The following is a 17,287-nucleotide window of genomic DNA, read 5'->3' as shown; positions in this document are numbered from 1 at the left end:
GGCGCCGTTTGGTCCGCGACTACGAGCGCCGCCTCGACGTCTCCGAGGCCATGATCCACGTCGCCATGGGCGCCCTCCTCCTCCGCAGGATCACCCACCGCTGAGTTCTCAAACAGTCACTAAACCCGTAATCCCGCGCCATGGCCTTCGACCCCATCCCCGACGGCATCGTCTGCGTGCCCGATTACGAGGCGCCTGCCCGGGAACGCATGGGGGAGAATGCCTGGGCCTATGTCGGCGGCGGGGCAGGGGATGAGGACACCCTGGTGGAAAACCGTGCCGCCTTCTCCCGCCTGCGCCTCAATACCCGCGTCCTGGCCCCCATGCGCGGCGCCCATACTCGGCTGGAACTGCTGGGGCAGGGGCTGGAACACCCTATCCTTATCGCGCCCACCGCCTTCCAGCGCCTGCTGCACGGCGAAGGGGAGACCGCGACGGCGATGGCCGCCGCTGCCACGGGAAGCCTGATGGTGGTGAGCGCACAGGCCAGCCTGCCGCTGGAGGTCATCGCCAGGGCCTGCCGGCCGGCGCCGTGGTTCCAGCTCTACATCCAACCCGACCGCGCCTTTACCCTTTCCCTGGTTCGCCGGGCGGAAGCGGCGGGCTACGCGGCCCTGGTGGTGACGGTGGATGCCCCGGTCAGCCTCCGGAACCGCGAGCAGCGGGCGGGCTTCCGCCTGCCCCCGGGCGTGGAGGCCGTGAACCTGCGCGGCGCCGCCCCGCCACCACCCGCTGCATCTGCCAGTGACATCTTCGCTGCCGTCGAGCACGCCGCCACCTGGGACGACATCGCCGCCCTGCGTGCCGCAACGCGCCTGCCGATCCTGCTGAAGGGGATCATGACCCCCGGCGATGCCGAGCGCGCCATCGGCGCCGGCGCCGCCGGCCTCATCGTCTCTAACCACGGCGGCCGCGTGCTGGACACGCTGCCCGCCACGATCGAGGTCCTGCCCGCCGTCGCCCGCCAGGTGGCCGGCCGGGTCCCCGTCCTGCTGGATGGCGGCATCCGCCGCGGCACGGACGTGCTGAAGGCCCTGGCCCTGGGCGCGAAGGCCGTGCTGGTCGGTCGCGCGCCCCTGCACGGCCTGGCCGTGGCCGGTGCCATGGGCGCCGCGCATGTGATGAAGCTGCTCCGGGCCGAACTGGAGGTCGCGATGGTGCAGACGGGCTGCGCCACCCTCGACGCCATCGGCCCCGAGGTGATCTGGCGCGGCGCCTAGCCTGCCTTGGGCGGCAGCGGAAAGAGGGTGGCGAAACGCCGTATCAGGGCGCGGTCACCCTCCACTCGAAGAGCCCCTGCTGCCTCCAGCGCCTCCATCGGCTGCCCGGCATAGATCAGCCCGGCCAGCACCGGCGGCGCGCCCTCCAGCACGGCATCCGCCCCCTCCGGGTCGCCGTGATCGATCTCGATCGATCCTTCCGCCAGCACGGCCACGAAGCCCTCCCGCCCAAGGCGGAACCCGATCCGCGCCGCCATTCCTTCAACCCGCGCGGGATCCAGCATTGCCCGCAGCGAGAGCAGCAAGGAGGCCGCGCTGAAGGGCAGGGTGGGATCGTGCAGCGGCGACCGTGCCGCCCAGCGGCCGAGCGCCTGGAAGATCGGCTCGCTCTCCAACCCCCAGGCCGTCAGCTCATAGACCTGGGCCGAAGCAGGCGGCGGCAGCCGGCGGCGGAGCAGCACGCCCGCGGCCTCCAGCCCTTCCAGCCGCTGCGTCAGCACGTTCGCACTTATCCCCGGCAGGTCCGCCCGCAACTCGCTGAACCGTTTCGGCCCGAACATCAGCTCCCGCATCACCAGAAGGGCCCAGCGCTCCCCCACCAGGTCCATCGCGTGGGCCGTGGCGCAGGCATCCTCGTAGCGGCGGCGCCGTTCCGCAGAATGGGTTACATTTTCTAACTTCATGGTTGCAAAAGATAACGGAGCGCGGCAGCCTCTTCAAGCAATGCCGAGGAAGGGGAGCCATCCATGGCCCGCATGATCTTCGTGAACCTGCCCGTGACCGACCTGAAGCGCTCCATAGCCTTCTATGAAGCGATCGGCGCCACGGTGAACCCGACCTTTACCGACGAGACCGCCGCCTGCATGGTCTTCTCCGACAGCATCCACGTCATGCTGCTGACCCCCCCGAAGTTCGCCGGCTTCACCCCGCGCCCGATCGCGGATGCCCGGGCGGCAAGCGAGGTTCTCCTCTGCATCTCCTGCGAGAGCCGGGAGGAGGTGGACGGGATGGTAGAGGCTGCCGTCGCGTCCGGCGGCATCGCGGATCCTTCGGCGAAGCAGGATTTCGGCTTCATGTACGGCCGCAGCTTCGAGGATCCGGACGGCCATATCTGGGAGCCGATGTACATGGACATGCAGGGCTTCCTCGCCGCCACCGGCCAGGCGGCGGCCTGATGCCGGGCATCGCAACCTGCCTCTGGTTCGACGGGCAGGCGGAGGAGGCCGTGGCCTTCTACGTCGCCGCCTTCCGCCGGGCCGGCCGGCCGGCGGAGCCCGGCCGCGCGCTGCGCGGCGGCCCCGCCGGACCGGACGGGGTGCTGCTCGCCACCGCCATGCTGGACGGGCACGAGGTGCAGGGATTGAACGGCGGCGGACAGCACCGCTTCACCCCGGCCATCTCGCTCTCCGTCGCCTGCACGAGCCAGGCGGAGCTGGACGCCTTCTGGGAAGCGCTGGGCGAGGGCGGCGCCCCCATGGCCTGCGGCTGGCTGACGGACCGCTTCGGCGTCTGCTGGCAGGTATTCCCGAAGGTCCTGCCGGAGATGCTGATGAGCCCGGACCGCGAGGCCGCGGGCCGCGCCATGCAGGCGATGATGGGCATGGTGAAGCTGGAGATCGCGCCGCTGGAAGCGGCCTTTGCGGGAGGGTGAGGCGATGCGCGTGATGGTCCTGGTGAAAGCGACGGCCGACAGCGAGGCGGGGGTCATGCCCTCCGCCGAGTTGATGGAGGCGATGGGCCGCTTCAACGAGGAGCTGGCTGCCGCCGGCCTCCTGCTGGCCGGAGAGGGGCTGAAGCCCTCCTCCCAGGGCAAGCGCGTTGCCTTCGATGGCACAGCCCGCACTTTCAGCGATGGGCCCTTCGCCGCCACGGGCGAACTCGTGGCCGGCTTCTGGCTCTGGCAGGTGAACAGCATGGAGGAGGCGATGGAATGGGTCCGCCGTTGCCCCAATCCCATGCCAGGCCCGAGCGAGATCGAGATCCGCCCGCTCTACGAGATGGCCGATTTCGGCGAGGCGATGACGCCGGCGCTCGCCGCGCAGGAGAGCCGTCTGCGGGATGCCACGGCCGACCGTTGAAGGCCGGCCCCGTCATCCGGCGGGATCGGCAAGGCGCCCGATCCCGCCGGACTTGGACTACTTGATGGCTGCGATGAAGTCGGGCCGGTTCAGGATGTCGTCGATCGCCGCCGCCATGGCGCGCAACGTGTTCCCGCGCAGCTCCTCCGGATCGGCGGCGATCCCCGTCGCAAGGAGGCTCCCGGTCTCCACCAGCGTGGAACGGCCCGTGCCGGTCCAGGCCACGGCGGCGGTGCGCCGGTTGAAGAGCACGGCCTCGATCTCGACCGTCGCCTCCGTGCGGATCAGCTTGCTCGCGTTGAATTGCAGGATGCGGCCGCGCAGCTCGTAGGCCTCACCTGATGGGCCGGCGAGCAGCCCCCGCGCTGCGAGGGCGTCGCGGAACGCCTGCGCGACCACGTCGCTGACGGGCGTCGTCGCGCTGAGCCGGAACAGCGGGTTCCCGTACCCGCCGCGGATTGTCCCGAACTGCGCCGTGTTCGCCTGCCCGTCCTGGCGAACATCCGTGATCGGCCCGACCGCAACGACCGGACGCGCGCTGGCGACGAGCTGCAACGGCGTCGCCGGCGCATAGGGCAGGGTCATGGCGGGGCTGCCGCACGCCGCAAGGCTGAAGGCCAGGCCAAAGGCCCCAAGGACCGTGCTCAATCGACGCACCACGAATCGCTCCACCCTGTAGAACCTTATTGAGAGGCGGAACGACTGGCGCGGCAAGCCGGGGGCCGCCGGGCCCTACTCCTTCCTGTTCTCCACCATCGCCAGCAGGGTCTCCAGCGCGTCCGCCTCCTCTGCCGGCTTGTCCTGCCGCAGCCGGGCGATGCGGGGGAAGCGCATGGCCACGCCGGAGCGATGCCGGGTGGAGAGCTGGGCGGCGTCGAAGATCACCTCCAGCACGAAGCTCTTCTCCACCTCCCGCACCGGCCCGAAGCGGCCGGTGGTGTGGTTGCGCACCCAGCGGTCCAGGAAGACCAGCTCCTGGTCGGTGAAGCCGGAATAGGCTTTGCCCACCGGCACCAGCTCCCGCGTGCCGTCCTCGTTCGTGCGCCACAGGCCGAAGGTGTAGTCGCTGTAGTAGCTGCTGCGCTTGCCGTGGCCGCGCTGGGCGTACATCAGCACCGCGTCCACCGTCAGCGGCGCGCGCTTCCACTTCCACCACAGCCCCTTCACGCGGCCGGGGACGTAGGCGCTGTCGGCCCGCTTGATCATCAGCCCTTCGATCGAGGACTCCCGCGCCGTGTCGCGCAGCGCGGAAAGCTCCTCAAGGCTCGCGAAGCGGATCCCTTCGGACAGGTCCATCCGCGCCGGCGCATGGCGTGCCATCCAGGCCTCCAGCCGCGCGCGGCGCTCGTCCAGGGGCAGGGGGCGCAGGTCCTCCTCCCCGTCCAGCAACAGGTCGTACAACCGCACGGCCACCGGATAATCCCGCATCAGCTTCGGGCCGATCACCTTGCGGTTCAGCCGCTGCTGCAGGTCCGAGAAGGGCGCCACCACGCCATCCCGGATTACCAGCAGCTCCCCGTCCAGCACGCCGTGGAAGTCCATCGCCTCGACGATCTCGGGGAAGCCGTTGGAGATGTCCTCCCCGGTGCGGGACCAGATGCGCCGGCCCCCGGGACCGGCGGTGAGCTGCACGCGGATGCCGTCCCACTTCCACTCCGCCCGCCATTCCTCGGGGTGTGCCTCCACCGCCGCGATATCGGCCGGGGCCTCAAGCGGATGGGCCAGCATCAGCGGCCGGAAGACAGGGGAGCCGGCGGCATCCGGCCGCGGTCCTTGGCCTTCCAGCCATCGGAACAGGGGAAGGTAGGGCGGCGCGATCCCGTGCCAGACCTCCTCGATCTCGCCTACATCCTGCCCGGCCCATTCGGCCAGGGCCGTCTTCGCCAGCCGCGCGGAGGCACCCACCCGCAGCCCACCCGTGACGAGCTTGATGAGCGCCAGCCGCCCGCCGGCGTCCAGCGTGTCCAGCCACCCTTCCAGCAGCGCCGGCACCTCGGCGCGGGAGGCCAGCTCCAACCCTTCCACCACCTCCGAAAGCGAGGGCGGCGGCGTGTTCACGCCCTGCCGCTCCGGCCAGATCAGCGCCACCGTCTCCGCGAGGTCACCGACATAGTCATGGGAAAGGGCGAGCAGCACGGGGTCCACCCGGCTCTCCACGAGGTTGCGCACCAGCATCGGCTTGGCGGCGGTGAAGGTCAGCTCCCCCGTCAGCGCAGCCAGGCCCACGCCGCGGTCCGGGTCCGGCTGTTCCGCGAACCAGCGGCGGATCAGGGCAATCTTGGCGTTGCGCCCGGGGGTGAAGACCAGCCGCTCCAGCAGGTCCGCGAAAGCCTGGACGCTCATGCGGCTCCCTCGGGCGGCGCCCGCCCGACATCGGCCTCCTCCGCGGTCGGCGGGGCCTCGGGGGCGACCTCGTCATCCTCCTCGTCGCGGCCCACAAGATGCAGCGCCCGCCCACGCACGCCGCGCAGCCCCAGCGCATGGACCAGCGCGTCGTCCCGGCCATGCGTCACCCAGACCTCGGGCGCCCGCACCTCCTCGATCGTGTCCAGCAACTCGTCCCAGTCGGCGTGGTCGGAGACGATCAGGGGCAGTTCCACCCCGCGCAGCTTCGCCCGCTGCCGCACCGTCATCCACCCGGAAGCGGCGCAGGTCACGGGATCGGCCAGCCGCCGCGCCCATGGAGTCGCCTCCGCCGAGGGCGGCGCCAGCACGATCTCCCCCGCCAGGATCGGCGGGTGCCCACGCTTCAGCCCCTTCGGCACCGGCCGCAGGTCACCGAGCGGCACGCCGAGCGATTCGTAGAGGGTGCAGAGCTTCTCCGACGCCCCGTGCAGGTAGACCGGGCGATCCCACCCGGCCTCCCTTAACAAGGCGATGATCCGCTGCGTCTTCCCCAGGGCATAGGCGCCGACGACATGCGCCCGCTCCGGGAACAGGGCCACGCTGTCCAGCAGGCGGCGGATCTCATGCGAATCTGGCGGGTGGCGAAAGACAGGCAGGGCGAAGGTCGCCTCGGTGACGAAGACGTCGCATTCAACCGGCAGGAAGGGAGCGCAGGTCGGGTCCCGCCGCCGCTTGTAGTCGCCGGAGACGACGATCCGGCTGCCCTGCCATTCCAGCACCACCTGGGCGGAACCGAGCACGTGGCCCGCCGGCACCAGGGTAATCCGCACCCCGTTTCGGGTGATGGACTCGCCGTAGCCCAGCGCCTGCTGCTCGTCCCCGGCCCGGTCCTCCCCGAAGCGGGCGCGCATGATGGCCAGGGTGTCCGGCGTGGCCAGCACCGCCCCGTGCCCCGGGCGGGCATGGTCGGCGTGGCCGTGGCTGACCACCGCCCTCTCCACGGGGCGGGAGGGGTCCACGTAGAAACCCCCCGGCTCGCAGAGGAGTCCGAGGGGCGTAACCTTCATCCAGGTTTCGGGATGCGGTGCGGGCATGGAAGGCACAAGATTGGCCCTCCCACCCCCGCTTCAAGCCGTGCTCAGTCGGCGGCCTCGGCCACCTCGAGCAGGGCCTCGCCGTTCCGCTGCTCCCGCGCGATGTTGGCGCCCCCGCAGCGCGTGTCGCTCAGCACGCTGCTGCCGGGGTTGGACACCTTCAGCTTCGCCATGACGCGGCAGGCCAGGCGATCGCCGGAGGCGCCGCCGCCGTTCCAGCGACGGATGGCATCCGCCCAGTTCCCGGCCTTCTCATAGTGCTGGCGCAGGTAGCCGGCGCCCCAGTCCGCCGAGCGCCAGGGATCCAGCGGCCAGTCGGAATTGCGGGCGTGGACGCGGGCGTTCACCTGGACGCAGCCCGCCATCACGTACTGGCCGGGGCGGGCGGAGTTGTAGATGCGGCGGGCCTCATCCATCCCGTCCGGGAAATAGGCGCGGCCGCCGATGTTCATGGCGTGGGCGTGCAGGCCGGACTCCGCCAGAGCCACGGCCACCATCAGGCCCTCGGGGATGTCGTGCGCGCGCTCCGCCTGGCGGACGGCGTCGAGGCAGGCGGCGCGGGGGCTGTCGATGTCACGGCGCTCGACGGTGGCGTTGGCCGGCGCGCGGTTTCCGGCGGCACGGGTGCGGGTGGTGCTGGCGAGGATGATCCCCGGCGCCAGCCGGCGGGCGGTGGACGTCTCCGTGCCGGGGGCGGCAGGCGCTTCGGCCCCGTCGTGGGACGCGAGTTGAGGGGCATCCTCCGCCGTGGCGCAGCCAGCGGCGAGGGAGCCGAGGCCGACGACGAGCGTGGAGGCGAGAGCAACCCGCACGGCGCCGCTTCGGCGTCGTCGTGGGATCGGGCTCCCGGCTTGGGTCGGAGGGGCGCTCCGCGGCATCGCGCACGGGAACGCCGCGTTCAGCTGTCGATCGGGGGAGATCGACACAGGGGGCGCGGACGTCATGCGACATTCGCTACCAGCAAGTCACAGGTCAACGCAACCCAAAATGCCGCGGGGTAGCTCGCAGCTGTTATAACGCGACGACGAAACGGTGGTTTCCGCCTTCCTCGCGCCACAATCGCCGGTGGACGTTTCTTCATCCGGGCGGAAGTAAGTAATCGGTCAGAAACTTCTACTTGGGGCCTCGCCCTACGCCGGACGCGAGGACTTGGAATGACAGTATTCAGCCGGGGTAAAGAAGCTTCCGTGCCCGGAAACGATCCGGAGTAGCAACGATTTGAGTCGGCCCTTGAGAGGCGCGAACGGACGCCTGGGAAGCAGGTGTGAGAGAGGGGGTGCGATGTGAGAAGGTGGCTGAAATGAGGATGACGGCGCTGCCCGCCCGCTGAGGATGCAGGGCATCCCAACAGCGACGCGGCGGTCCAGCGCCGTCTCCTTCGTTTCCTACCCCAAACCCGGCCCGTCTTTGACGGCGGCGAGGTTTGTCTCGCATGGTCTTGTATAAGACACAAGACGCTTTCTTTCCCGCCGGGGGCGGACAACGGAATTTTAATCTCCATGGCATCGCCGGTCGTTCGGGCGAGCCGCTCTCGCATCGCTGCGCCGCGGGATGATAAGGTGCCCCGACCATACAGCGCGGAAGCGTCCCTTGAACGAGATGCGTCGGCCCGACGCCCGCCCCCTCTATGTCCAGGTCGAGGCGATCCTGAACGACCGGATCGTCTCCGGCTCCTGGAAGTCCGGCCAGGCGATCCCGGCCGAGCCGGAGTTGGCGGCCGAGCTCGGCGTCTCCGCCGGCACGCTGCGCCGCGCCCTGGCCCGGCTGGAACAGCGCCACCTCATCGAGCGGCGGCAGGGGCGGGGCACCTATGTCGCCCAGCAGACCAGCCAGCAGGCGCTGGGCCAGTTCTTCCGCGTCCGCAACCTAGCCGGGCGCCCGGTCGATCCGGAAACTGTCATCACCGCCGTCACCACCAGCCCGGCCTCGGAGGAAGAGGCCCGGCGCCTGCGCCTCGCGCCCGGGGAGGAGGTGCATCGGATCGATCGCAGCCGCGTCTTCGAGGGCGAGCCGCGCATCGCGGAGCGCATCAGCCTGCCCGCGGCCTTCTTTCCCAACCTCACCCTGCCCCTGGCGCCGAAGCAGCTGGGGACGGAGATCTACGTCCACTACCGCAACGCGCACGGCATCATCGTGGTGCAGGCGGAGGAAAACCTGTCCGCCACCGCCGCGACGGAGGCGGACGCGGCCATCCTCGGTTGCCCCGTGGGGACGCCGCTTCTGCTGATCGAGCGCGTGACCTTCGATGCCGCCGGCCGCCCGGTGGAGCTGCGCGTGTCACGCCTCGACACGCGCGCGCACCGCTACGCCGTGGAGATCGCCTAGCGGCCGCCAGGGCCCGGGGCTGGGCTCAGCCCCGGCCGCGATAGGGCGGCACGCCCTGGTCGGGGATCCAGGCGCCGGCGGGTGGGGCGCCGGTCTGCCAGAACACGTCGATCGGGATGCCGCCGCGCGGGTACCAGTAGCCGCCGATCCGCAGCCACTCCGGCCGGAGCAATTCCACCAGCCGCTTGGCGATGTCGATCGTGCAGGCCTCGTGGAAGGCGCCGTGGTTGCGGAAGCTGGTGAGGTAGAGCTTCAGGCTCTTGCTCTCCACCAGCCACTCGCCGGGGATGTAGTCGATCACCAGATGCGCGAAATCCGGCTGCGCCGTGATGGGGCAGAGGCTGGTGAACTCCGGCGCCGTGAAGCGGGCGACGTAGTGCGTGCCGGGATGCGGGTTCGGCACCCGCTCCAGCACCGCCTCCTCCGGGCTGTTCGGCTGGGCGGTGGACTGGCCGAGCATGGTGAGGCCGGAAACGTCGTGGCTCATGAGGTGGTCTCCTCCGGAGAGGGCGGCTCGGCCGGGGCGGGGGTTTCCCAGTGCGCCGCGATGGCGGCGGCCTCGTCCTCGAAGCGCCCCTCCAGGATGGCGGCACGAAGCCGCGCGGTCAGGGTCTGGTAGTATCGGATGTTGTGCCAGGTCAGCAGCATCGGGCCGAGCATCTCCTCGGCCCTGATGAGATGCTGGATATAGGCACGGGAATGCCGCGTGCAGGCCGGGCAATCGCATTCCGGGTCCAGGCTGGACGCATCGTCGGCATAGCGCGCGTTCCGCATGTTCAGCACGCCGCGGCTGGTATAGGCGCGCCCCGTGCGCCCGGACCGCGTGGGGATCACGCAGTCGAACATGTCCACGCCGCGCCGCACGGCGCCGATGATGTCGGACGGCGTGCCGACGCCCATCAGGTAGCGCGGCTTATCGACAGGCAGCATGGGCACGGAGAAGTCCAGCACCCGGAACATCTCCGCCTGCCCCTCGCCGACCGCGAGGCCGCCGATCGCATAGCCTTCGAACCCGATATTCGTCAGGGCCCGCGCGCTCTCCGCGCGCAGCTCCTCGAAGACGCTGCCCTGCTGGATGCCGAACAGCCCGTAGCCGTCCCGCGCCACGAAGGCCTCGCGCGACCGCGCCGCCCACTTCATGGACAGCCGCATGCTCTTCGCGGCTTCCTCCGGCGTGGCGGGGAAGGGGGTGCACTCGTCGAAGCACATGGTCACGTCGGCATCCAGCAGGTGCTGGATCTCGATGCTGCGCTCCGGCGTCAGCCGGTGCTTGCTGCCGTCGATATGGCTCTGGAAGGTCACGCCGTCGGCGTCCATCTTCCGCAGCCCGGCGAGCGACATCACCTGGAAGCCGCCGGAATCCGTCAGGATCGGTCCCTGCCAATCCATCAGCCTGTGCAGGCCGCCCAGCCGCCCCACGCGCTCCGCACCCGGCCGCAGCATCAGGTGGTAGGTATTGCCCAGCACCATTCTCGCCCCGGTGGAGCGCACCGCGTCCGCCGTCATCGCCTTCACCGTGCCGGCGGTGCCCACGGGCATGAAGACGGGGGTCTGCACCTCGCCATGCGCCGTGTGCAGCGTGCCCGCGCGCGCGCCGCCATCCGTGGCGGCCAGGGAGAAGGAGAGGGGGCCGTTCATCGGTCTGGCTCGTCCTCGTCGCGGTCGATCAGGCAGGCATCGCCGTAGCTGTAGAAGCGGTAGCCGGCCCCGACCGCGTGCGCGTAGGCCGCCTTCATCCGCGCCGTGCCCCCGAAGGCGCAGACGAGCATGAAGAGCGTGCTCTTCGGCAGGTGGAAGTTCGTCAGCAGCATGTCCGCGCCGCGGAAGCGGTGGCCGGGCAGCAGGAAGATGTCCGTCAGGTCGCGGAAGGGGCGGGTGGTGCCGTCCGGGCCCGTCGCTGCCTCCAGCAGGCGCAGCGCGGTGGTGCCGATGGCCACCACGCGGCCGCCCGCTGCCCGCGTCGCGTTGATCGCGGCCGCGGCCTCCTCCGTCACCTCGCCCCATTCGGCGTGCAGCCGCTGCCCGCGCGGATCCTCGCCGCGCAGCGGCAGGAAGGTGCCCGCGCCGACATGCAGCGTCAGCGTCGCCCGCCCGACCCCGCGCGCCTCCAGGGCCGAGAGAAGCGCCGGCGTGAAGTGCAGGCTGGCCGTCGGCGCCGCGACCGCCCCGGGGGTGCGGGCGAAGATCGGTTGGTAGTCCTCCCGGTCCTCCGGACGCGGGCCGTCCGGTCGGGCGATATAGGGGGGAAGGGGTATTTCCCCCGCCCTCTCCAGCGCGGCGGCCAGCGCGGCCTGATCCGGCCCAAAATCCAGCCGCACGGCACCCTCTACCGGCGCCTCCACCACGCGGGGGGCGAGTTCCGGTGCTCCCTCCACCGCCAGCACGTCGCCAGCGCGCAGCTTCCGGGCGTTCCGCACCAGCGCGTGCCAGGTGCCGTCCGCCTCCGCCCGGTTGAGCATGATCTCCACCCGCGCCTCGCCCCCATCCCGCATGCGGCGGGCGTGGAGCCGCGCGGGGATCACGCGCGTGTCGTTCACCACCATCAGGTCGCCGGGGCGCAGCATTCCCGGCAGGTGCCGCACGCCAGCATCGCCCAGCGCGCCGGGTGCGACGCGCAGCAGCCGCGCGGCATCGCGCGGGCGGGCCGGGGACTGTGCGATCAGCGCCTCCGGTAGATCGAAGGCGAAGTCGGCGGTGTGCAGGGGGCGGGGCAGGGCGGGAACTGTCGCTTGAGGGGCGGGGGGGTAGGCGGCGAGGGGGCGGGGGCGGGTAGCCCTTCCAGCGCGCGGGGGCAAGCGCGGCCGCTCACGAGAACATCAAAATCGTTAACGATGTCCGACGTTGTCGGCGCCACGGCGATGTCTCAGAAAAAAGATCGTTAGGGATTGGTGAACGATTCGTGCGCGCTTCCCCTCCTGTCCCCCGCCCCGACAGCATCGCGGTCCGCGGCGATCTGCACGCGCTCGACCTGGCCCTCTGGCTGTCCGCCTGGGAGGACTCCCCCACGTTGCCGCCGCCCGGCACTGCCCCGGGCGCACCCTCCGCTGACGACCCGGTGCCAACCTACGCCGCGCCGAGCGCCGATCCGGTTCCGGCGATGTCTCCTCGCGAAGCCACAGCGCAGGCCGTCCCGGCCGACGAGGCCCCCGTGCCCGGGACGTCGCTGCCGGACAGTCCCCCGGTCGATGCCGCCCCCATCGACATCGTCCCGACGACCGCCGCCCCCGCCTGGCCGATCATGGCCGAACCTGCCGCCCCGCCCGCCAGCCCGGCGCCGGCGCCCGCCGAGCCGACGCCGCCGAAGGCCGCCGCCCCCGTCCCGGTCCTCCTCATCGGTGGTGCGGGAAGCGACATCCTCCTCGGCGGTTTCGGCGACGACATCCTCATTGGCGGCGAGGGTCACAACCACCTCGACGGCGGCACGGGGCGGGACTCCATCAGCGCCGGCGCGGGGAACGACACCCTCCTCGGCGGCGAGGGCGACGACACCATCCGGGCCGGGGACGGCGACAACCTCGTCGATGGCGGCCCCGGCATCGACCTGATCAACACCGGCCGCGGCAACGACACGATCCGCGGCGGCGACGGGCTCGACCTCATCTCCTCAGGCGCGGGCGATGACATCGTCCTCGGTGGTGCCGGCGACGACCTGATCCTCCTCGGCGAAGGGGACGACACCGCCGATGGCGGCGCCGGGGATGACCTGATCTACGGCGGCGCCGAGCGCGACACGCTGCGCGGCGGCGACGGCGACGATATCCTGGACGGCGGGGCAGGGATCGACATCCTGATCGGCGGGGCCGGAAACGACCTGCTGATCCACGCCTTTGCCGATCGCGGCCCCGCGCCCGACATCCTGATCGGCGGCAAGGGCCGCGACACGCTGCGGCTGGACTTCGATCCCGGTTTCTGGGGCGCTCCTGCTCACCGCGAGGCCGCCGCCGCCCTGGCGCGCTGGATCTCCGAAAGCCATGGCGAGGAGGCCGCCTACACCGACCTTCGCCTTGGCCTTTCCGTCTCCGGCATCGAGGTGATGGAGCTGACCGTGAACGGCCTCGCCCCGCCCGCTTCCGACTGGCTGGCCTGAAATCCGGCCGCGCGGCGGTTCTGCGCGCGGCCGATCCGCCGTAACCTGCCCGCCGCAACGCGAGAGGACGGGAACTGGGCATGCAGGTGGATACGGATCGCTTCCTGGCGGACCTGAAGCGGCTTCGGGAGTTCGGCGCGTTCAAGACCGGCGTCCACCGCCCCACCTATTCCCCCGTGGATATGGAAGCCCGCCACTGGTTCCTCTCCCGCCTGCGGGAGGAGGGGCTTGAGGCGGAGATGGATGGCATCGGCAACATCCTCGGCCGCAGCCCGAAGCCCGGGCCGCACCTTCTGTCCGGCAGCCATCTGGAGAGCCAGAACGAGGCGGGCTGGCTGGACGGCGCGCTGGGCTGCGTGGCCGCGCTGCACCTGGCCGCATCCGGCCTGCCCGTGGACGTGGCCGTCTTCGCGGACGAGGAAGGCCACTACGGCAGCTTCATCGGCAGCCGCTCCTTCACCGGCCTGCTGGAGGAGACGGAGATCGACCGCCTCGCCAACAAGTACCACGACAAGCCGCTGCGGGACGCCCTGCGCGAGGCCGGGCTGGAGGGCCGCCCGCGCCTGAGGGCGGAGCCCGGCCGCTATCGCGGATTCCTGGAGATGCATATCGAACAGGGCCGCCAGCTGGAGAAGCGCGACCTGGGAATTGGCGTCGTCACCGGCATCGTCGCCATCTGGCAGTGGCGCATCGTGATCGAGGGCCAGCAGAACCACGCCGGCACCACCACCATGGACGAGCGGCGCGACGCCGGCATGGCCGCCGTGCGCCTCCTCGCCGCCATCGACTCCGAGTTCCCGCGCCACTGCGCGGAGCGGACGGTCTGGACCGCCGGGCGCATCGCCCTCTCCCCCGGCGCTCCCTCCATCATCCCCGGCCGCGCCGAGATCCTGTTCCAGTACCGGGACGTGGATATCGACGTGCTGCGCCGGCTTGAGGAGGTCCTGCGCCGCTGCGTCACCGAGAGCAACCGGCGGGAGCGGACGGTCGCGACGCTCGAGGCCCTGTCCCTCTCCACCCCTGCCGTGAGCGACCCCGCCTTCCAGGACGCGCTGGAAGCGGCCGCCGAGGCACTGGCCCCCGGCAAGTCGCTGCGCATGCCATCCGGCGCCGGGCACGACGCGCAGTACCTGGCCCGCGTCATGCCCGCCGCCATGCTCTTTGTGCCCTCCATCAACGGCATCAGCCACCACTGGACGGAGGACACGAAGGACGAGGACCTGGCGCTCGGCATGCGCGTCCTGGCGGAAGGCGCGCGCCGCATCCTGGCGGCGTGAGCCGGCGTTAGCCGGACAGGCCGAGGATCTGCCGCAGCTCGGGCGCGGTCACGGCCTGGCCGTAGCCGCGCGCGCCCATGGCGAACTCCGGGGCGCGCGCCAGCGGGCCGACGATGACGGGATCGAAGCCGGCATCGCGCACCAGGGCGGCGGCCGCTTCCAGCGCCGCCGCATCATCCCCGGCCAGGGGAATGGCCACCGGAGCCCCCGCCCGGTGCGCCTGCTCCGCCAGGACCCGGGAGCCGAGCGTGTTGAAGGCCCGGACCACGCGGGCACCGGGCAGGTGCTCCGCCGAGGCGAGGCCGATGCCCCGCTCGATCGCCGCCTGACCCACCGCGCCGTCGCGCGCGACGACCGCGTTGCAGGCATCCAGCACGACCTTGCCGCGCAGCGCCGCCCCCAGTTCCTTCCCTACATCCGGCAGGGCGCCGTAGGGCACGGCCACCAGCAGGGCCTCGCCGAAGGCGGCGGCCTCGGCCGGTAGCCCGGCCCGGGCATTCGGCCCGGCGGCCTCCACCAACTCCTTCAGCCGCTCCGGATGGCGCGAGGAGAAGAGGACGGGATGCCCCGCCCTCGCCAGGAGCGTTCCCACCGTGCCGCCCAGCCGGCCGGAGCCGATGATCCCGACCGGCGATCGGCTGGCGGGCTGCGCCATGGCGCCCCTCGGCGCCGGAAGGATCAGGGCGGCCCCGCCGGCCAGGAGCAGGGCGCGGCGGAGGATCGGGTCTGCGGCTTCGGTCATGGCGGGCGTTTCCTGCGGGGTGGGGGCAGAGGCCCGAGCCTAGTCCCGCAGGGCCGGCGGCAGCCACCGGCATTGCGCCCGATCAAACCCGCCGCGCGGAGAGCCCTGCCGCCACCGCGCCGGCAAAGGCCTGGGCCGCCAGCCACCAGGGCTCCCAGGCACCGACGGCCAGGCTCATCGCGGCCGCGGCCGCCAGCACCCCGGCGCCGGCCGCCCCTGCGCCCCAGCCCAGTGCCAGCACCGCCAGCGCGGCGAGGCCGAGGCCGATCCAGCCGAGTTCCAGGAAGATCTGGACGGCGGCGTTCTGCGGGTGGGTGGGCATCCGCTCCGCCCCGGCCGCGAGAAGCTGGTTCCGCGCCTCCGCGGGAATGCCGAGCCGCGCCAGGGACTCCGGCGTTGGGGAAGCGTGCGCGCCGGGCAGGTTATGGCTCGCCTCCGCGCCCCAGCCGGTCAGGGGCAAGCGCCGCGCCTGCTCCAGTGCGAAGTCCCAGGTCAGAAGGCGCTGCAACTCGGCTGGCGAGGCGCCGGGCACGCGATCCGGCATCGCCCGGGGCAGCAGCACCGGCGTGGCCATCACCGCACCGGCGAGGAGCAGCGCGAGGAGGGCTGAGACGAACCGCCCGCCCAGCCCTACGAGCAGCGCGGCCCCGGCCCCGGCCAGGGCCGCCAGGCCCGCCGCCTCGTCCGGCAGCAGCAGGGCACCCCCGGTCGCGAGAGCCAGGAGAAGCCACCGCCAGGGTCCGGCTAGGCGCAGGCGCAGCATTAGCGGCGGCAGAAGCGCAATCAGGCCGGCCGCCGGACCAGGGCCGGGCATCGTGGCCGCGGACGCAAGGCCGGACAGGGCGAGGGCCAGCCCGCCGCCGAGCCCGAGGGCGACGCAGGCCCCCAGCGCCCGCCGGGCGGCCGGCCGGTCCTCCGCCACCACCGCCGCGCCGAGGCCGCCGAGCAGGGCGGCGGCCGCGAGGACCCCCACGCTCGCCAGAGCCCGCCCGGGGTCGGGTGCCCAGAGGGCAGAGAGGCCAGCCCAGCCCGCCAGTGCCAGGGGCACCAGTGCGGCGCCGAAAGGGGCGAAGGGCAGGGCGCGCTGCTCCCGCCAATGCCCGGGCACGGCCAGCAGCAGGGCGAGGCCGAGAAGCGGAGCCAGGGCCCAGGGCGTCAGCAAGGCCACCACCGGCCCGGCCAGGGCGGCAATGGAGACCGGCAGGGTCGCCGCCCGCCACCAGGGGCCCGGCGAGCCGCGGTAGAGGGCACCCGGGCCCGGGCCATCCGCGAATTCGCTGGCGGGCAGTTCGCGCAGGGCAGGGGGCTGGCCGATCAGGGGGGAGGCGGCGCGCGGCGCCATGCGGGTCTCAGTGAAACGGGGGAAGGTGCGCCGCTTCTAGCTGCGCCGCGCGCGGGACCCAAGCCCGTGCGGCGCCAGCATCTTCCTCTCTGCCGCGTGCGTTCCGGGCGGGGCCGTGGCAAGCCACGGGGATGCGCCTTCCACGACCCGGCCGGACGGCCTTCGCCCTGGCCGCCATCGCCCTGGCCATGGCTGCCATCCTCCTCGCCATGGGGCGGGTGCCGATCTGCGCCTGCGGTACGGTGAAGCTCTGGCACGGGGCGGTGAACAGCGCGGAGAACTCGCAGCACCTGGCGGACTGGTACTCGCTCTCGCACCTCGTCCACGGGTTGCTCTTCTATGCGGGGTTCCGGGCCCTGGCGCCGCGCGCCGGCTCAGGGGCCCGGGCGGTCATGGCCGCCCTGTTGGAGGCGGCCTGGGAGGTCGTGGAGAACACCCCCATGGTCATCGACCGCTACCGCGAGGCCACGGCCGCGCTGGGCTACAGCGGCGACAGCGTCGTGAACTCCCTCGCCGATTTCGGCTTCATGCTCCTCGGCTTCCTCATCGCGGCCCGGCTGCCGTGGTGGGCTTCCGTCCTGCTCGGCCTCGGCATGGAGCTCCTGGCGCTGGCGGTGATCCGGGACAACCTGACCCTGAACGTCCTGATGTTGCTCTATCCCGTGGAGGCCATCCGCCGCTGGCAGGCCGCTCTGCCGGGCTGACCGGGAGCGGTCCCGCGTTTCGTGTCGCGGAAACGACATTGATCTGTCATCCCGTCCTGCAGGAAGGCCGTC

The 17,287-nt window shown here is 71.9% G+C and carries 18 protein-coding genes and 1 pseudogene; 9 read left to right on the top strand and 10 right to left on the bottom strand.

The annotated features are described in order from the left end of the window. Positions 1-104: pseudogene (locus tag J5Y10_RS24690) on the top strand (IS5-like element ISRso1 family transposase); the annotation flags it as partial. Between the two features lie 36 nt (positions 105-140). Further along, positions 141-1,220 (top strand): alpha-hydroxy acid oxidase, encoded by a 1,080-nt coding sequence (locus tag J5Y10_RS24685; RefSeq protein WP_209376791.1) that lies wholly within the window; start codon positions 141-143, stop codon positions 1,218-1,220. Here J5Y10_RS24685 and J5Y10_RS24680 read toward each other — a convergent pair. Then, positions 1,217-1,903: a winged helix-turn-helix transcriptional regulator gene (locus J5Y10_RS24680; RefSeq protein WP_209376790.1), complete on the bottom strand. Its 687-nt coding sequence runs from the start codon at positions 1,901-1,903 to the stop codon at positions 1,217-1,219. The two genes, J5Y10_RS24685 and J5Y10_RS24680, sit on opposite strands and share 4 nt — an antisense overlap. A gap of 63 nt (positions 1,904-1,966) precedes the next feature. Here J5Y10_RS24680 and J5Y10_RS24675 point away from each other — a divergent pair, with 63 nt between their 5' ends. From J5Y10_RS24675 to J5Y10_RS24665, 3 genes are read left to right on the top strand one after another with little or no spacing between them, the layout of a single operon-like run. Continuing rightward, positions 1,967-2,395, top strand: a complete 429-nt coding sequence (locus J5Y10_RS24675; RefSeq protein WP_209376789.1) for a VOC family protein — start codon at positions 1,967-1,969, stop codon at positions 2,393-2,395. Continuing rightward, entirely contained in the window at positions 2,395-2,871 is a 477-nt protein-coding gene (locus J5Y10_RS24670; RefSeq protein ID WP_209376788.1) for a VOC family protein, read from the top strand. Before J5Y10_RS24675 ends, J5Y10_RS24670 begins: the two co-directional genes overlap by 1 nt. Positions 2,872-2,875: 4 nt before the next feature. Continuing rightward, positions 2,876-3,298, top strand: a complete 423-nt coding sequence (locus J5Y10_RS24665; RefSeq protein WP_209376787.1) for a YciI family protein — start codon at positions 2,876-2,878, stop codon at positions 3,296-3,298. 57 nt (positions 3,299-3,355) lie between these two features. Here J5Y10_RS24665 and J5Y10_RS24660 read toward each other — a convergent pair whose 3' ends face one another. From J5Y10_RS24660 to J5Y10_RS24645, 4 genes are all read right to left on the bottom strand, one after another. Then, positions 3,356-3,946 carry a YajG family lipoprotein gene (locus tag J5Y10_RS24660; RefSeq protein WP_209376786.1) on the bottom strand — a complete coding sequence of 197 codons (591 nt, stop codon included), beginning with the start codon at positions 3,944-3,946 and terminating at the stop codon, positions 3,356-3,358. 84 nt (positions 3,947-4,030) lie between these two features. Then, positions 4,031-5,641 carry a cisplatin damage response ATP-dependent DNA ligase gene (locus J5Y10_RS24655; RefSeq protein ID WP_209376785.1) on the bottom strand — a complete coding sequence of 537 codons (1,611 nt, stop codon included), beginning with the start codon at positions 5,639-5,641 and terminating at the stop codon, positions 4,031-4,033. Then, a complete protein-coding gene (locus tag J5Y10_RS24650) occupies positions 5,638-6,711 on the bottom strand; it encodes a ligase-associated DNA damage response exonuclease (protein ID WP_209376784.1) in 1,074 nt (357 codons plus the stop codon). Before J5Y10_RS24650 ends, J5Y10_RS24655 begins: the two co-directional genes overlap by 4 nt. 71 nt (positions 6,712-6,782) lie before the next feature. Further along, positions 6,783-7,550, bottom strand: a complete 768-nt coding sequence (locus J5Y10_RS24645) for a transglycosylase SLT domain-containing protein (RefSeq protein ID WP_342453009.1) — start codon at positions 7,548-7,550, stop codon at positions 6,783-6,785. Positions 7,551-8,337: 787 nt separating this feature from the next. Here J5Y10_RS24645 and J5Y10_RS24640 point away from each other — a divergent pair. Then, positions 8,338-9,063: a GntR family transcriptional regulator gene (locus tag J5Y10_RS24640; protein ID WP_209376798.1), complete on the top strand. Its 726-nt coding sequence runs from the start codon at positions 8,338-8,340 to the stop codon at positions 9,061-9,063. Positions 9,064-9,088: 25 nt separating this feature from the next. On the opposite strand, the gene queF is transcribed toward J5Y10_RS24640, so the two are convergent. Genes queF through queA form a run of 3 tightly spaced genes read right to left on the bottom strand, consistent with a single transcriptional unit; the run spans position 9,089 to position 11,765 of the window. Further along, positions 9,089-9,550 (bottom strand): preQ(1) synthase, encoded by a 462-nt coding sequence (gene queF, locus J5Y10_RS24635; protein ID WP_209376782.1) that lies wholly within the window; start codon positions 9,548-9,550, stop codon positions 9,089-9,091. Then, positions 9,547-10,701, bottom strand: coding sequence for a tRNA guanosine(34) transglycosylase Tgt (tgt, locus tag J5Y10_RS24630; protein WP_209376781.1), 1,155 nt, complete (start codon positions 10,699-10,701; stop codon positions 9,547-9,549). The genes queF and tgt overlap by 4 nt, the downstream gene beginning before the upstream one ends. Next, entirely contained in the window at positions 10,698-11,765 is a 1,068-nt protein-coding gene (gene queA, locus J5Y10_RS24625) for a tRNA preQ1(34) S-adenosylmethionine ribosyltransferase-isomerase QueA (RefSeq protein ID WP_209376797.1), read from the bottom strand. The genes tgt and queA overlap by 4 nt, the downstream gene beginning before the upstream one ends. 197 nt (positions 11,766-11,962) lie before the next feature. Here queA and J5Y10_RS24620 point away from each other — a divergent pair, with 197 nt between their 5' ends. Next, a complete protein-coding gene (locus tag J5Y10_RS24620) occupies positions 11,963-13,150 on the top strand; it encodes a calcium-binding protein (RefSeq protein WP_209376780.1) in 1,188 nt (395 codons plus the stop codon). A gap of 80 nt (positions 13,151-13,230) precedes the next feature. Beyond that, complete coding sequence (locus J5Y10_RS24615) at positions 13,231-14,427, top strand: Zn-dependent hydrolase (protein ID WP_209376779.1); 1,197 nt, start codon at positions 13,231-13,233, stop codon at positions 14,425-14,427. Between the two features lie 7 nt (positions 14,428-14,434). On the opposite strand, the gene J5Y10_RS24610 is transcribed toward J5Y10_RS24615, so the two are convergent. Next, positions 14,435-15,169 (bottom strand): NADPH-dependent F420 reductase, encoded by a 735-nt coding sequence (locus tag J5Y10_RS24610; RefSeq protein WP_209376778.1) that lies wholly within the window; start codon positions 15,167-15,169, stop codon positions 14,435-14,437. Positions 15,170-15,251: 82 nt separating this feature from the next. Further along, complete coding sequence (locus J5Y10_RS24605) at positions 15,252-16,511, bottom strand: O-antigen ligase family protein (protein WP_209376777.1); 1,260 nt, start codon at positions 16,509-16,511, stop codon at positions 15,252-15,254. Positions 16,512-16,642: 131 nt separating this feature from the next. Between J5Y10_RS24605 and J5Y10_RS24600 the strand changes: the two genes are divergently transcribed. Then, a complete protein-coding gene (locus J5Y10_RS24600) occupies positions 16,643-17,215 on the top strand; it encodes a DUF2585 domain-containing protein (protein ID WP_209376776.1) in 573 nt (190 codons plus the stop codon). Positions 17,216-17,287: the final 72 nt, after the last annotated feature.

It is taken from the genome of Roseomonas indoligenes, from assembly GCF_017813365.1.
Taxonomy (GTDB): Bacteria; Pseudomonadota; Alphaproteobacteria; order Acetobacterales; family Acetobacteraceae; genus Roseomonas; species Roseomonas indoligenes.
The sequence above is the reverse complement of the archived record's forward strand: the minus strand, read 5'-3'. Positions and strand labels throughout refer to the sequence as shown.

Bases quoted from the DNA above. Each gene is read 5' to 3' on its own strand.
- J5Y10_RS24685 (WP_209376791.1), top strand. From the start codon at position 141: ATGGCCTTCGACCCCATCCCCGACGGCATCGTCTGCGTGCCCGATTAC.
- J5Y10_RS24680 (WP_209376790.1), bottom strand. From the start codon at position 1,903: ATGAAGTTAGAAAATGTAACCCATTCTGCGGAACGGCGCCGCCGCTAC.
- J5Y10_RS24675 (WP_209376789.1), top strand. From the start codon at position 1,967: ATGGCCCGCATGATCTTCGTGAACCTGCCCGTGACCGACCTGAAGCGC.
- J5Y10_RS24670 (WP_209376788.1), top strand. From the start codon at position 2,395: ATGCCGGGCATCGCAACCTGCCTCTGGTTCGACGGGCAGGCGGAGGAG.
- J5Y10_RS24665 (WP_209376787.1), top strand. From the start codon at position 2,876: ATGCGCGTGATGGTCCTGGTGAAAGCGACGGCCGACAGCGAGGCGGGG.
- J5Y10_RS24655 (WP_209376785.1), bottom strand. From the start codon at position 5,641: ATGAGCGTCCAGGCTTTCGCGGACCTGCTGGAGCGGCTGGTCTTCACC.
- J5Y10_RS24650 (WP_209376784.1), bottom strand. From the start codon at position 6,711: ATGAAGGTTACGCCCCTCGGACTCCTCTGCGAGCCGGGGGGTTTCTAC.
- J5Y10_RS24640 (WP_209376798.1), top strand. From the start codon at position 8,338: ATGCGTCGGCCCGACGCCCGCCCCCTCTATGTCCAGGTCGAGGCGATC.
- queF (WP_209376782.1), bottom strand. From the start codon at position 9,550: ATGAGCCACGACGTTTCCGGCCTCACCATGCTCGGCCAGTCCACCGCC.
- tgt (WP_209376781.1), bottom strand. From the start codon at position 10,701: ATGAACGGCCCCCTCTCCTTCTCCCTGGCCGCCACGGATGGCGGCGCG.
- J5Y10_RS24615 (WP_209376779.1), top strand. From the start codon at position 13,231: ATGCAGGTGGATACGGATCGCTTCCTGGCGGACCTGAAGCGGCTTCGG.
- J5Y10_RS24610 (WP_209376778.1), bottom strand. From the start codon at position 15,169: ATGACCGAAGCCGCAGACCCGATCCTCCGCCGCGCCCTGCTCCTGGCC.
- J5Y10_RS24605 (WP_209376777.1), bottom strand. From the start codon at position 16,511: ATGGCGCCGCGCGCCGCCTCCCCCCTGATCGGCCAGCCCCCTGCCCTG.
- J5Y10_RS24600 (WP_209376776.1), top strand. From the start codon at position 16,643: ATGCGCCTTCCACGACCCGGCCGGACGGCCTTCGCCCTGGCCGCCATC.